Source organism: Cytobacillus solani (assembly GCF_001420595.1).
In the GTDB taxonomy this organism is placed as follows: domain Bacteria; phylum Bacillota; class Bacilli; order Bacillales; family Cytobacillaceae; genus Cytobacillus; species Cytobacillus solani.
In genome coordinates, this window is record NZ_LJIX01000006.1 from 871534 (window position 1) to 885990 (window position 14457).

Below are 14457 nucleotides of genomic sequence, written 5' to 3' on the forward strand. Positions count from 1 at the left end.
AATAGATATACCTATAATGGTGCTGTATTTTTATTTACAAAAGGATGAATATGATGAAGAAAGCAGACAAAATAGCCTCCTAAAAACGTAATGAACATTTTAGGAGGCGTTGAAAATGAAATTTAATAGGATAGACCGTAAAAATTGGCATCGAAAAGAGTATTTTGAACACTATTTACAGCAACAAACAACATTTAGTATAACGAATGAAATAAATATTACTATTCTTATGGAAAACTTAAAGAAAAAGAATGTTAAGTTATATCCTGCGTTTATTTTTATAATTACAAAAATCGTTAATGCACATAGAGAATTCAGAACGAGCTTTAACTCAGAAGGGAAATTAGGGTATTGGACGGAGGTTTTACCTTCTTATACCATTTTTGATAAAAAAACATGTACATTTTCAAGCATTTGGTCATCAAATGTAACAATTTTTTCTGAGTTTTATTCTCAATATGAAAAAGATGTAGAAAGATACAATGGTACGGGTAGGATGTTTCCAAAGACGCCTATACCAGAAAATAATATTCCAATATCTATGATTCCTTGGAGTTCTTTTACTGGATTTAATTTGAATATTAATAATGGTGGAGACTATCTTCTACCAATTACAACTGGCGGTAAATATTCTCAAATAAATGGGGAATTATTCTTACCTGTTTCGTTACAAATTCATCATGCAGTTTGTGATGGTTATCATGCAAGTGTTTTTATGAATGAATTCCAAAGACTAGCTGATGAAAGTGTAGAGTGGCTATAGTTGTTTATCATGGGTAATATGTCTAAAAGGAACTGTTAAATCAGTTCCTTTTTTATTAGAAAAACTATTCATTTAGGGGCATCCACCTTATACGTAGATCTACTTTATCCGAATTAAAATATGGGATGCCAAGCAAATATCCTTCCAATCATGTTAATACGATAAATTCGTTTATCTGCTTTTTTCAAATAAATCCTTAATAAAATGATTAATTACTTCATTTAATTTAGTTGCTGCTTTAGTAGGGATTTGATGTTTTTCTTTTTCTAAGTACAATAATTGATTATTAGGTAGCTTTTCATGTAAGATTTGAGCATATTTATGAAAGGATTTATCCTTCATACCATAGACAAGTAAAACAGGTAAATCAATATGTTGAAGTTTTGCAGTACAATTATATTGTAAGCTATAACGGTAATATTGCTGGATATTCTCTGCATACCCATGCAATGCTTCTTTATACATCTTCCTAAAAATGCTTCTATTATCAGAATTCCCCCACGAAATCGCAAAAGATAGAAAAGGGATTGTTTTTGTTTTGGCAATTTTTACTGCTAAAGATATTCTCTGCTTTAAAATCAGATCGTCCACTTCTGACATCCCGCTAATAATAATGCCGCCTAATGCTCTACTAGAATGATTCAACAAATATTCTAATACAATAGAACCACCTGTTGAATATCCACAAATAAACGCTTTATCTATTCCTAAATAATCCAAAAGGAATATGATATCTTCAACAATTTGGGAGTATGTAATAGGATGTTTCGAATACCCACTCCTGCCATGTCCTCTGATATCAAAAGTAATAATTTTATATTTCTTAGACAACTCTTCCACTTGATAAAAAAAATTTGCACTTGTGAGTAATGGCGGATGAATAAAAACAATCGGAACCCCACTGCCCTGTACATTATAGTACAAACTTGTTTCTCCTATATACAACACAGGCAACCTGTATTCACCTCATCCTTTTAGAGTGTTCTTCCTGATTTAATACGATTATATTTTGCTAAACATACGATTCAATTATGTATCTAAGTTAATGAGAAAATATAAGCTAGAAGTGATTCCATAAAGAGGAGAATAGCTAAATGGAAATGTGGGAAAATAGAGTATCAATCTATTTCAGAGTAAATGAATCTGAAGAAAGGTGAGATATTTGCTTGTACTTATTTTATATATTTTAGCTGCAACAATTCTCTTACTAATAAATATGAATAAGGTGTTACATCCTGTAGAAATTGTTTTATATTGGATGATAAATGCAATGATCAATGAGGAATTTATTCTCATAACGATAGCTAATCTTAAAGTGATTAAAATGCCGAATGAACCAATACCCGCTATCACATTACTCATAAGTAAGATCTATTTAATGCCGATGTTATCCCTTTGTTTTTTAACATATTTTTTAATATTTCAAACTACTATTAGCAGGATAATACTTATTTCCATTTCGGTATTAGTTCATACTTCATGTTTATACATCAATGAATGGCTAGGATTAGTAAACTTAATCCATTGGTCGTATGATCTTACCATTATTTTCTGGGGAGCTGTTTTATTTGTAAACTTATTTTTACTCTTCGGATATAGAAAATTGCTAAGGAGAGTAGGAATAGTTAATGAAAGTATTAACAATGCCTAAAAGCTTAGATGAGAATGAAATCTTTGTATTATTCGTTGCAATGGGACTATTCCTTTTTTTTATAATCTTACCGAAACGCTTCCCATTGCATTTATTTATTCTATTATTTTTAATAAATTCTTATATCGGCCGTACTGTGGATACTTCCATTGCTATACGCCCCTTTAATATTTACGATAGTTTTGATGGGAATACACATGAAATATTAGATGAAATTACGTATTCAATCGTTTATCCGATTTACGGATATCTGTTTTATTACTTCTATGATAAATATTATATGATACCTTCGTGGATTCTCCTTATCGTGTGGGCTGCTTCCAGTACATTTTTTGAATGGATTTCAACTTGTTTCAATGTTTTTCAATATCATAATTGGCATATATTGTACTCATTTTTTGTTTATCTTCTTGTTTTTATGTTCCATATTCTGTTTTTTAGATGGGTAACAAATCAAACGAAATATTCCTCTGAAAGAGTCAAATTAATACAAGGAAAAAGAAAGAAGATTGTTTTTATGAAAAAATTGAAAGAAGAGTAACACTTAAACAAATGGGGGGAGTGAAAAAGGAAATTCCGTGGAGTCGATATTCGCTTATTGTTTCTACACAATAGTATGGGTGAATGGAAGGATATTATTGATTGCAATAAGCTTGTTAATAACATAGGAAAATGATCAACACTAACTAGAAAGGTAACTCAACTGGAATAATAATGGGGTGTTTTGATGAGTAAATCTAAAGGAAAAGGTGGAACAGGGAGAGGAACAGACAAGAAGGGGTGGAATCGTTGGCAAGCTAGTGCAAACAAAAAAAAGAGTGCAAAACCATATAAAAGTAAAGGTACAAAAAAAACGGAAGTTGAAAATGACCCAACGAGCAAGAGATAAAGTTACTTATATCCAAATTATAACGAATGCTAATAAATACAATTATTTAATTAGCCAACGTGTGCGAGCTCCTTTAAGGAGTTCGCTTTTTTCATTTTCTGCTGGGCAGGTTCGTTTAATAGTTAAGACAATTTATTTTTCTAGTTTTTCTTAAAAAGGAACGGCTTTTTTTTAATGTGAAATCTCTCTTTTAAAAAGCTCCTTAAATTTCTCCCTATCTTCTGATGTAAATGGTTTTGGCCCCTTTGTACGCTTTCCGCTTTTTCGAGCCATTGCACTCAAATATCGTGTTTGCAATAATTGGTCGATGTTTTCATTTGTATAGCTAGACCCATTATGGTGAAGGACCGCACACCCTTTTGCTAAACCAAGCGAAGCAAGACCATAATCTTGCGTAACGATTATATCTCCTTTTTCTGCTAACTTCATAATCCGATAATCAGCAGCATCTGCTCCAGAATCAACATAAATGGTTTCCACTCCTGATGGTTGTTCCGCATGAGAAAAATGAGAAAAGCTAGTAACAAGGACAACAGGAATTTCAGCATTCGTACCTTCAGAAATAATGATATCTTTTACCGGACAAGCATCTGCATCAACATAAATTTTCATGTTTACCTCTCCCCGTAAGTAAGTTTGAGTTGATGATAATGGCAAAGGTATCCTTTGTCAAACGAGAAAGATGGTTTACCTAAAAAAATTAAAAGATTAATACAAAAACATATGGTGAAAAATTGATTAATTTATATTTTCTACGATCGGGCGCAATTCTATAACAAGACTGACGCTCTTTCTTTATGTAAAGGGCCATATTGTTGAAAACTAAACGAACGAGTCAGTGGATGAAAAAATGATATAATTAAATAAAACTCATTGTATAAGGAGACTTATAATTTTGGATGCAAAATGTATTATATTCTCTGAATTCGGCAGCCCTAGAGATGTGCTAAGAGTTGAGTCTAAAAGGATTGAACGCCCAAGAGATCATGAGGTCCTTGTTCGAATGTTAGCTCGCCCTATCAATCCTTCTGACTTGATACCAATTAGAGGGGCATATTCTCATCGGATTTCTTTACCAAATATTCCGGGATATGAAGGCGTTGGTATTGTAGAAGATGTTGGTCCTTTCGTTTCTCAGCATGTTATTGGGAAGCGTGTTTTACCTTTGCGTGGGGAAGGCACATGGCAAGAGTATGTTAAGACCTCATCAGAATTGGCAGTTCCTATCCCTAATTCGATTGATGATTTTACGGCAGCACAGATGTATATCAATCCAATTACAGCATGGGTGGTTTGTACAGAAGTATTAAAACTAGGACAGAATGATATTCTCTTGGTTAATGCGTGCGGATCTGCGATTGGGCATATTTTTGCTCAATTATCGAAGGTTTTAGGTTTTCGATTGATTGCAGTGACAAGAAATAATAAATATACAGAAGATTTGCTTCATCTCGGTGCTTCTTATGTGATAGATACTTCTAATTTTCCACTCCACGAAACAGTTATGGAGTTAACAAATGGAAAGGGTGCAGATGCTGCTATTGATTCCGTTGGAGGTTCATCTGGAAATGACTTAGCTTTTTGTGTTCACCCTAATGGGAACTTTTTAACGATTGGTCTTTTATCAGGGGTACTAGTAAACTGGGCCGATATTGTAAATAAAGCCAAGGTGAATGCGAATATGTTTCATTTACGGAATTGGAATAAAGATGTGTCGGCAGATAAGTGGCAAGAAACTTTTAATCGTTTGATAAGACTAATAGATGATAAAAAATTGAGTCTAATGAAGAAAGATTCTCAATACGACTTATCAAACATAAAAAAGGCTGTTGATGCTGTTGAATCTTCAAAGACAGCCAGAGGAAAAGTGTTTCTAACAAGCGATTGAGTGAATACTTCGTCAAGTAGAGAGTACATAATTTTTAAAAAAGTTTAAGCAATAATTTTCAGCAAAAGGGCGGCATTTCCAGAAAAAGAGCTGCGCTTTTTTAGTTTTATAAAAAAGATGGATCACTTAAAACAAAGTTTGATTATTTAAAATGAAAATTGAACACATATTTTCGTTATTCCATTAAAGTGCGCAATTGTTGAATATGCTTCTCTTTCTTAACCAACTAACTGGTGTTTTACTTAAATAAGACATTAAAAGCTCTCTCAAAAGAGAAGGGATTTTTTTCACCAATTCGTCACAAGGATTTCCCTCCTATCTGCCTAATATATGGGGAAAGGAGGGATTTTTTATGGAATCACCATTAGAAAAAATCATCTTCCAGAAGCAAGACGCGCCAGGGATTATTAAAATGGAATCAGGACTTATGTTTTACAAGGAAAAAGAAGCAATGTTATGGCTTTGTATCGAGTATAAAAATCGATTTGAAACCTATTTATTGCTTGATGATCAAGGCCAGCCACCCTACCGCAACCATCTGACATCTGGTGTAGGTCGAACACTTGAGCAAGCACGAGATATTGCAGTTAATAAAATGGAGAAAGAAGTATTTAATAAAGTTCATTAAGCCCTTCCAAATGGGGCTGTTGACAAAATGGGAAAAGAGCTTTGCTCCTTTCCCATTTTCTTTTTAAGAGTATATTTATTAGTTTTCTTTATAATTTTTGTCTTAATTCATTACCTTTATAATTCTTTTTAAATTTAATGCCAACGCTGAAAAAAGGCATTGTTCAGAAATTTTTTCAATGCCCCTCTTATATGTTTTATACAGGTTATGCTTAGATTTCAATGTTCCGAAGGAACCTTCACACCAAACTCTTCGGAGCTTTTGGAATGCTTTATATTCACTAGTTTTTGCCCTCTGAGTATTTGCTTCCAACAATTCATGTGCAATTGGTCGAGAAATCGTTCTTTTACTTGCTGTTTCCCCAAAACAACATTCTCGAAATGGACAGACTTTACAGTCTTTACTTTTAGCAGAATACGTTTTTAAATAATTATCAGTTTCTTTTTTTCTTAAATGGGTAAACGTAAGTGTTTTTTTATTGGGGCAAGTATACGTATCAGTGTCAATGTTGTAGGTAAACTCCTTATAAGACGTTGTTTCGAAAGGTGTAGTATATCCTATGGGACTAATATAACCTGTGATTTCCAATGTTTTTAAGCCATGATGAATCTTAGTTTTATCATATCCTTTATCAGCTGCCACATTTTTAATGTTTAATTCAAATTTTTCTTGTATCACATTTAATCTATCTATAAAAGGCTCACAATCATTTATGTTACCAGCACTCGGATGAATATCAACTATGATTCCGTTTTTTGTATCAATACTTGCATGTGCTAAGTAGTGGGGACCAGATGGCTTTCCAGGGCGATTTAATAAGCCAGAGTCAGGGTCCGTTTTTATTACAGAAATCTTTTCGGTAGATGAACTCTTTGATTTTCTGCCTCGTTTCTTCTTCCCAGATTCAATTCTTTTATCCTCAAGCTCTTTTTCAATTTTTTTGGCTTCCTTTTCAAGGGTATTCAAATATTGAGAAGGTGTTTTCTCTACAACTACCTTCTCAGCCTTAGCCTTTGCAGCACTAGCTTTAATATGGGTAGAATCAGTAACAATGACTTCACCAGTCACTAACCCATTCTCTATACAAAGATCTATAATATAATCAAAAATTTCTTGAAAGACAGTACTATCCTTAAATCTCCTTCGTCGATTCTGGCTAAATGTGGAGTGATCAGGTACAGTGTCAGATAAATCAAGGCCTAAAAACCAGCGATAAGCAATGTTTAGATTGACTTCTTGTTCTAACACTCGTTCTGAATCAACATTATAAAGATAGCCAATGAGTAACATCTTAAATAAAAGTACAGGATCAAGTGATTTCCTGCCGAGTTTTGAATAATATTTTTCCATTTTGTTATATACAAAAGAGAAGTCTATCTTTTCATTAATTTGGCGAAGAATATGATTTGAAGGAACAAATGTATTTAAATCAATAAACTCTAGTTTACTTTGATATTCATCTTTACGACCCATCATAAAAATTCCCCCAATAAAAAACCTGTATAGAATAATTAAATTCTACACAGGTATTGGTAAATCCTATTAGTTTGTCAACAGCCCCAAATGGAAGGGCTTTTTTTGCTTGTTTAACCAAGGTAGAAGGATAGATAAACATGGATTTCGATCCCCTTCTTAATATGTGAATATTTGATTAATAGTGAGTAATAATAAGAAAAAAAGGTGGCGAGTTCTGTGAAACAGCCTGACTTTGCTTTAACCCAAGGGTGGTGGTATCCTGCAGTTCTAAGTATTATTCTCCTTTCAATTGTTTTTTTCATGCCCAAGAAAAGATTAAGCTGGAAAGAAGTTTATATTACTTTCGGAGTAATTGGTTATATCGTATGGATGGTTGATATGACAATAGCTGCTCCATTTGATCTTTTCGATATAGGTAATCCGCAAAAAGAGGGATTACCTGAGATAACCCTTTTTGGAATTATCCCCTCATGTTTATCGGTAATATATTTAAACTTATATGAAAAAAAACGGAAATGGTTCTTGGTTATCTTATTTTTCATCTTGTCACTTACACTTGAATGGTTAACAACTAGAGTTGGATTAATGAGACATTGGAATATTTTGTGGTCATCCCCTGTCCACTTTATTGCATATGCTTTTTACTTACCATGGCATTTAAATTTTATTAGGAGAAATTAGAATCTAAATGCCCTTCCAATCGGAAGGGCTCAGACTGTAGACAAACTCGAAGACATCGAGTTTGTTTACGTCATTTTTCATTTACAATGATTATTAAGGCAGATGCTGTCTATAAGACACCTGCTATCTGTAAATTCCTTTTAGAAAAAACCCTGCACTCCCTTATACTCGACTAAAAACAAAGGAAGGCTTTATGCGTAAACATGAATATGTTTATGATGAATCCTTAGTGATATTCTGGAAAAAATAAAAAGGCATTTGGGAATATGAGTATGCCTAAATGCCTTTTGTCGTCAATCTGAGACAGGAATTTAAATTTCCTGTCTATTTCAATCTTAAATTCTCCACGTCTCTTTTAATAATTGAATGCCTTCTTCAATTTCTGTCTCTGATAACCCACCATACCCTAGTAAAATTTTTGAGCCCTTAGTTTGTTTGTGTCCATCATAATAGATAGAAAATGGATAGACTTTTACCCCTGCATTTAAAGCAGCGGTAACTAGTTCTTCTTCCGACATTTGATTGTCCAATTCAATGATCAAATGCAGTCCAGACTTCTCTCCAATTACTTTAACATGACTGCCCATGTATGTGTTGATAGCTTGCATTAAGGTGCTTTGTTTTCTTCGGTAGAGTGTTCTCATTTTATTTAAATGGGTTTGCCAGTGACCTTCGTTCATAAAGTGATATAGTGTATGTTGATGAAGCCGTGATACGGTCTGTTTATAAATGGTGAAATGATCTTGGTACTTTCGTAGGAGTGATGTTGGCAATACTAAATAACTAATGCGAATGGATGGAATTAATGACTTTGAAAATGTCCCCATGTAAACGACCTTACCGTTATTATCCAACCCTTGCAAAGAAGGAATCGGTTTTCCTTTATACCTATACTCACCGTCATAATCATCCTCAATAATGAAACGATCATTCTCTTCAGCCCATTTTAATAATTCCATTCTTCGAGTGATAGGCATGACCATTCCATCGGGAAATTGATGGGATGGAGTCACATAAGCAATACTCGCTTCACTAGATTTAAGAAGATTTACATCCATTCCATCTTTATTAAGAGGAATAGAAACTATATTTATTCCCTGATCTTTTAAGACTGCTCTTATTCTGTGGAATCCTGGATTCTCAAGTGCAAATGTATGTTGTTTCCCGATTAGTAAGCATAATAATATCATCAAAACTTGAGAACCAGCCCCAATAACAATTTGATCAGGAGAACACTTTACTCCTCTAGATTCAAACAAGTACTTGGCAATTGCCATTCTAAGCTCAAGTTCCCCTTGAGGATCTCCAGTATAAAAAAGTTCCCCCTCCGTTTCATTTAATGATCGTATAGATATTTTTTTCCAAATATTATACGGGAAATGTTTCAAGTCAACCTTTCCTGAATTGAAATCAATTTTAACATTTGGTGATTCCTTGTTGCGTTGTGTATTAATTTCACACGTGAATGGATTAGAGAATAGGTCATCTTCAAGAATGGAAACAAACAAACCTTGACGCTGTTTACTTTCTACATAGCCTTCAGCACATAGCTGGTCATATGCAGTCTGAACAGTATTTACACTCACTCCAAGATAACTGGATAGTTTGCGCTTTGATGGCAATTTCTCATTAGAAGGTATTCTTCCTGCAATAATTTCCTTCTTAATATAATCTGTCAACTGAATGTATAATGGTTTATTACTTTTATTATCTAAAATAGGCGTTATTTCAATCATATGTTTTCACCTCAAATCTAAGTTATCTGGTACTGTTGAAATTCATAAATCTGATTCTTTTAATTATACCAGTTTTTGATTTAATTAGAAAAAAGGAGGATGAAAAATGATGAACGAACAGAGAAGAGTTATTAAGGAATTAATGAATGAGAGTGAATGGAGAGAAGCATTTCCAATCATGAAGCAATTAAGGAGCCATTTAGAAGAAAGCGATTTTTTAGCATTAGTCAATGAGGCAAAACAAAAGCAGGAATATAAACTCTTTGCCCTATACGATAACCAAAAAGTGGTTGCCGTTACTGGCTTTATGCCAATGGTGACATTGTATAATGGCAGGTTCATCTGGGTGTGTGATTTAGTAACCGATTCAACTAAACGATCAAGAGGCTATGGACAAGAACTGCTTGAATATGTACATGATTGGTCACAGGAACATGGGTTTAAGATTGTTTCGCTTTCATCGGGTGTACAAAGGACAGAAGCCCATCATTTCTACGAAAATAAAATGGCATATGACAAAGTAAGCTATGTATTTTTAAAAAGACTATAATCTAAAGACTAATTGAGTAATAAAGGGTTGTAAAGAGCGTGAGGCATGGGTTTTGTTAATCGAAAAAGTTTTGTTTAAGCGCAAATTGGTGAAATATGGTGCTTTTAAAAGAACGGAATGTAGAATCAATTTGTAAGAGGGAAAGTATTCAAGCAACTGATAGATGTAATAGATGACAACGTCGAATAAGAGCAAAATTCTGCAGCAAGAATTACGCTCTTTCTTTATGTAAAGGGCCTGTTTATTTAATATTTTGAAGGGATTTGAATTATCCTTCTAGAATAACCTTTACGATGTATAGAAAATATGGAGGGTATTAATGATGTGGGAAGGATCAGCAGCTATTTGTATTAATGAAAAAGATGAAATCCTAATGGTAGCACAAGAAAAACCAAATGAGCCGGAACTTTGGTCTGTTCCCTCAGGTGGAGTAGAAGAAAATGAAACATTTGAAGAATGTTGTGCTCGTGAAGTATTTGAGGAAACCGGCTATAGGATTAAGGTAATTAAAAAAGTACATGAACGTGATGGAATTACTTATAAGGTAGATGTCCATGTTAAGTATTTTGAAGTCCAACTTATAGGGGGAGAAAAGAAAATTCAAGATCCAGATCAGTTAATTTTAGATATTAGTTGGATACCTATATCTAAAATTAGTGAAATAAAAATGCTATTTGAAGAGGAACGTGAAATACTACTAAATTACTTGCAAGGTAGAAATTAAGCTAACATATATCATTAGTTCTTCTTCCAGAATCGGGCGCGTTTATTTAATAAAGCTTCTTTTTAAACAAATTTGGAATTTTTAAAGGGGAAAAAACATGTATATAAAAACAGAAAGATTAATTATACGTAATTTTGAATTAGATGATTGGAAAGAGGTACATGAGTATACTTCCAAAAAGAATGTGATGAAATATATGCCTGAAGGTGTATTAACGGAAAAAGATACAAAGGAGTTTATTAATAGAAATATTGGTGATTCAGCTGAGAAATTTCCAGTAATATTAGCTGAAGAAAATATTTTAATCGGGCATGTTGAGTTCTTCAAATATTTTGGAGAGCATTCTTATGAAATTGGGTGGGTATTTAACCCTGAATATTACAATAAAGGTTACGCTTCGGAAGCTGCATCTGCCATATTAAAATATGGTTTTGAGGATCTAAAGTTACATAGAATTGTAGCTACATGTCAGCCAGAAAATATTCCATCTTATCGTGTCATGGAAAAAATCGGCATGAGAAGAGAAGGTTATTTTAAAAAATGCATTCCTCATGGTGATCAATGGTGGGATGAATATTGCTATGCTATTTTAGAGGAAGAATATCAAATACGGCCCAGTAAGTGATCTCATAAAAATATGTACAAACAATGTTTACAAAGGACTAATTGAGGTAGGTACAGTATTTGTTCATCCAGATTTTCAAAGGAATGGAGTAGGGAATTTATTACTGAAGGCAATTTATTATACTATGCAAAAAAATGGGATTAAAGAATTTTGTTTAGATTGTGGATATAATAGTGCCCAAAAAATTTGGAAAAGGAAATTTGGAGCGCCTGATTACCTGTTTAAGGATTATTGGGACAAAGGACATGATCATATGATTTGGAGAATAAAGGTCAGTGATTGTATAACAGAATAAAAAATTTTTTTTCAAATAAAGAAGCAGCGTTAAAGAAAGAAGAAATTGTTTTTAATATTGTGATCATATTTTAGCTATTCTAGAAAAGTGCGCATGTACTTTGGATAAAAAAAGAAATATAAATATCAATCTTAAATGGGGGAAAGTTAATTTATGAAACGAGTAGATGTAACATACGTACTTCTCTTTGATGATCAGGGCGAGAATGTATTGATGGTAAAAAATAAAGGAGAAAACTCTTCTTACTATACACTTCCTGGAGGAGCAGTTGAGCCAGGAGAAACACTTGAAGAAGCTGCTATCCGTGAAGTGAAAGAAGAAACAGGCTTAGATGTAGAGATAGATGGTGTTTTTTCTGTAAGTGAAGCATTCTTCGAAGAAAGAGGACACCATGTTATTTTCTTTACTTTTAGAGGGAAAATAATCGGGGGAGAAATGAATATTTCAATGCCAGAAGAAATCGAAGAACTCACTTGGATGGATTCACAGAAAGCAGAAGATTACATACATATAACCAATTCAAAGGGATTAATAAAACGTAAATCAACAGTACCATATTTACTTAGAAAAAGAATTATTCAAATTTAATTATTTTCTTTACGAACTTGTACTTTTGTTGATTAATATTGTTGATGTTCCGTAATTGTGCGCTTTCCTGTAATAAGGATAAGTGCTTATTTTTCAGGGCCACATTCTGGAGTATTGTATTGTGAAAGAAATTGAATTTTAAAGTAATAGGTATTAAGTAAAAAGGTGCAGTAGTATCCCTATAATTACATAAGCTGTGTGTTTTGTTCTGATTGTATCTCCACCAATGACAGCTAAATAACCGAATAATAGGTTGTCTTCATTTTCAACAACAAATATAGCTGAGTTTTTCTTTTTCCCTATTTGTTCTAACCATTTCTTTATTTGTTCAGGAGTTCCCTTTCTTTAACGAATAAGTAAATTTTAACCTGAAAAGCCGAATTCCTGAACCTAAGGAATCGGCTTTTTGTATCTGTCTTCTTAAACTATTTTGTCTTAACTCTGGTACCAATATAAAGCGTAGTCATTCATTGTCGAAGCGTACCCTTGTTGTCTTAACATAGTCGTTATGTTCCCTCGATGATAAGTACCATGATTAGCAACATGAAATAACATTTCCGAGTAAGCCGTTTCTCTAGCACCGGTCCAAGGATTATTCAAATGAATCTTTTGTTCTAAATCGTTTTGATTATTGATCCAATCTTCATATTGTGAAGCTAATTCCTTATAAGATTTAACAAACTCATCTGCGGAAAATAAATTAGACTTTTCTTGGAGAGCGATAGAAATTGCCAATGCTTCTTGCATATCCATTCCCTTAAGTACTTGTAACCACATAACATCTACTACATAGATGTGACTAAACGTTTGAGCAATCGTTGGATATGAACTGCTTACCTCTTCATATAGGACATTACTTGGTAATTCTTTTATTCTTTCTAGTAACAGCTTATTAGCCCAAACATGATACTTATACATATTTTTTGCATGGTTCATTTAACATCTACTCCTTAATTTCTGTTTTTGTAACAGTTGATATTTGTATTATAAAAAAAGATATATGACAGCATCTTGTCATACATCTTTATAAACTTTCATTATTTTTTTTGCCTCATCTAATAAAATGGATTGCAGTTTCACAGGCTTTAAAACTTTAGCCCCGCTGCCAAAGCTTAAAAGAATGGATTTAAGCCATCCAGCATGCAGAGGCTGGTAAACAGAAATTGTCAGTGTCATACTTCCATCACTGTTAAAGACCTTTGATGAATTTTGGAATTGGTCTAATACTTCTGCTAAGGAATCAGGATTCACCCGGATTACCACATCCTCAAATCCATCTAGATCAAAATCTGAATAAGATGAGTCACCTTTCATTTCGTGAGTTTGCAGTAACTTTTCTTGTTTCAGAATGATATTCAGCATACGTGATACTCTAAATTCTCTATAATTCTGACGTTCTCTGCAATAACCATATACATACCAGCTGCGAAACTTATAATGAAGATGAACAGGTTCTAATTCACGTGATGTAAATTCATTTTTTTTACTTACATAATCAAAGTGGATGACCCTTTTTTCCTGTATAGCTTTTCGCAGATCGATTAATGAAGCCGGTTCTGTTTTATCGCTTTCCAAGTTAACTAATAAAGCACTAGTGTTGCCGCTTGTATCCAGTGTTTTTAATCTTTCTATCGTTTGTTCAACTTCCTTATCTTCAAAAATACGTGATAAACTGCTTAATACTGTGATTAGATTCAATATGTCATAGGAACCCATTAAGCTTTTATCAAATTTGTATCCCTTTATGATACCGAAACCTCCGTTAGTACCATGATAAGAAACGACTGGTATTCCGGCAGCACAAATAGCTTCGATGTCTCTATATATGGTTCGAGATGATACTTGGAATTCTTCAGCTAAACTAGAAGCTGATAAAATTTCATTATTTAGGAGCTTGAATATGATGGATATCAAACGTTCTAATTTCAATTCTCATTTCCTTCCCTCAATAATTAATTTAGCG

General features: G+C 33.2%; 17 protein-coding genes. 11 read left to right on the forward strand and 6 right to left on the reverse strand.

Annotated elements, in window-relative coordinates; translation table 11 throughout:
• Positions 1-115 precede the first annotated feature (115 nt).
• The gene (gene catA, locus AN957_RS06150) at positions 116-763 is read left to right on the forward strand and encodes a type A chloramphenicol O-acetyltransferase (protein WP_056682874.1); all 648 of its coding nucleotides are present in this window, start codon (positions 116-118) and stop codon (positions 761-763) included.
• 171 nt (positions 764-934) lie between these two features.
• On the opposite strand, the gene AN957_RS06155 is transcribed toward catA, so the two are convergent.
• Positions 935-1717, reverse strand: a complete 783-nt coding sequence (locus AN957_RS06155; RefSeq protein WP_053474679.1) for an alpha/beta fold hydrolase — start codon at positions 1715-1717, stop codon at positions 935-937.
• A 674-nt stretch (positions 1718-2391) separates the two neighbouring features.
• Here AN957_RS06155 and AN957_RS06165 point away from each other — a divergent pair.
• Both AN957_RS06165 and AN957_RS26680 read left to right on the forward strand, forming a co-directional pair.
• Entirely contained in the window at positions 2392-2955 is a 564-nt protein-coding gene (locus tag AN957_RS06165; protein ID WP_053474681.1) for a hypothetical protein, read from the forward strand.
• 186 nt (positions 2956-3141) lie between these two features.
• Positions 3142-3303, forward strand: coding sequence for a DUF3934 domain-containing protein (locus AN957_RS26680; protein WP_075209094.1), 162 nt, complete (start codon positions 3142-3144; stop codon positions 3301-3303).
• Positions 3304-3474: 171 nt separating this feature from the next.
• Here AN957_RS26680 and AN957_RS06170 read toward each other — a convergent pair whose 3' ends face one another.
• Entirely contained in the window at positions 3475-3915 is a 441-nt protein-coding gene (locus AN957_RS06170; RefSeq protein WP_053474682.1) for a YaiI/YqxD family protein, read from the reverse strand.
• Between the two features lie 280 nt (positions 3916-4195).
• Here AN957_RS06170 and AN957_RS06175 point away from each other — a divergent pair, with 280 nt between their 5' ends.
• The gene (locus AN957_RS06175) at positions 4196-5191 is read left to right on the forward strand and encodes a zinc-dependent alcohol dehydrogenase family protein (RefSeq protein ID WP_056682877.1); all 996 of its coding nucleotides are present in this window, start codon (positions 4196-4198) and stop codon (positions 5189-5191) included.
• A 352-nt stretch (positions 5192-5543) separates the two neighbouring features.
• Positions 5544-5819, forward strand: a complete 276-nt coding sequence (locus AN957_RS06180) for a hypothetical protein (protein ID WP_056682880.1) — start codon at positions 5544-5546, stop codon at positions 5817-5819.
• Positions 5820-5921: 102 nt separating this feature from the next.
• On the opposite strand, the gene AN957_RS06185 is transcribed toward AN957_RS06180, so the two are convergent.
• The gene (locus tag AN957_RS06185) at positions 5922-7295 is read right to left on the reverse strand and encodes an IS1182 family transposase (protein WP_056682886.1); all 1374 of its coding nucleotides are present in this window, start codon (positions 7293-7295) and stop codon (positions 5922-5924) included.
• A gap of 216 nt (positions 7296-7511) precedes the next feature.
• Between AN957_RS06185 and AN957_RS06190 the strand changes: the two genes are divergently transcribed.
• The gene (locus AN957_RS06190; protein WP_053474685.1) at positions 7512-7976 is read left to right on the forward strand and encodes a hypothetical protein; all 465 of its coding nucleotides are present in this window, start codon (positions 7512-7514) and stop codon (positions 7974-7976) included.
• Positions 7977-8311: 335 nt separating this feature from the next.
• Here AN957_RS06190 and pdxR read toward each other — a convergent pair whose 3' ends face one another.
• A complete protein-coding gene (pdxR, locus tag AN957_RS06195) occupies positions 8312-9712 on the reverse strand; it encodes a MocR-like pyridoxine biosynthesis transcription factor PdxR (RefSeq protein WP_056682889.1) in 1401 nt (466 codons plus the stop codon).
• Positions 9713-9818: 106 nt separating this feature from the next.
• Between pdxR and AN957_RS06200 the strand changes: the two genes are divergently transcribed.
• The 5 genes from AN957_RS06200 to AN957_RS06220 all read left to right on the forward strand — a co-directional run bounded on the left by AN957_RS06200 (position 9819) and on the right by AN957_RS06220 (position 12494).
• Entirely contained in the window at positions 9819-10262 is a 444-nt protein-coding gene (locus tag AN957_RS06200; protein WP_379997923.1) for a GNAT family N-acetyltransferase, read from the forward strand.
• Between the two features lie 319 nt (positions 10263-10581).
• Positions 10582-10986, forward strand: coding sequence for an NUDIX hydrolase (locus AN957_RS06205; RefSeq protein WP_053474687.1), 405 nt, complete (start codon positions 10582-10584; stop codon positions 10984-10986).
• A 97-nt stretch (positions 10987-11083) separates the two neighbouring features.
• Positions 11084-11611: a GNAT family N-acetyltransferase gene (locus AN957_RS06210; protein WP_053474688.1), complete on the forward strand. Its 528-nt coding sequence runs from the start codon at positions 11084-11086 to the stop codon at positions 11609-11611.
• A 40-nt stretch (positions 11612-11651) separates the two neighbouring features.
• A complete protein-coding gene (locus tag AN957_RS06215) occupies positions 11652-11906 on the forward strand; it encodes a GNAT family N-acetyltransferase (RefSeq protein ID WP_245637823.1) in 255 nt (84 codons plus the stop codon).
• A gap of 153 nt (positions 11907-12059) precedes the next feature.
• Positions 12060-12494, forward strand: a complete 435-nt coding sequence (locus AN957_RS06220; protein WP_056682892.1) for an NUDIX hydrolase — start codon at positions 12060-12062, stop codon at positions 12492-12494.
• 435 nt (positions 12495-12929) lie between these two features.
• On the opposite strand, the gene AN957_RS06225 is transcribed toward AN957_RS06220, so the two are convergent.
• Together AN957_RS06225 and AN957_RS06230 are read right to left on the reverse strand one after the other, a co-directional pair.
• The gene (locus AN957_RS06225) at positions 12930-13430 is read right to left on the reverse strand and encodes a DinB family protein (protein ID WP_053474690.1); all 501 of its coding nucleotides are present in this window, start codon (positions 13428-13430) and stop codon (positions 12930-12932) included.
• Positions 13431-13508: 78 nt separating this feature from the next.
• Positions 13509-14423 (reverse strand): helix-turn-helix transcriptional regulator, encoded by a 915-nt coding sequence (locus AN957_RS06230; RefSeq protein WP_056682895.1) that lies wholly within the window; start codon positions 14421-14423, stop codon positions 13509-13511.
• Positions 14424-14457: the final 34 nt, after the last annotated feature.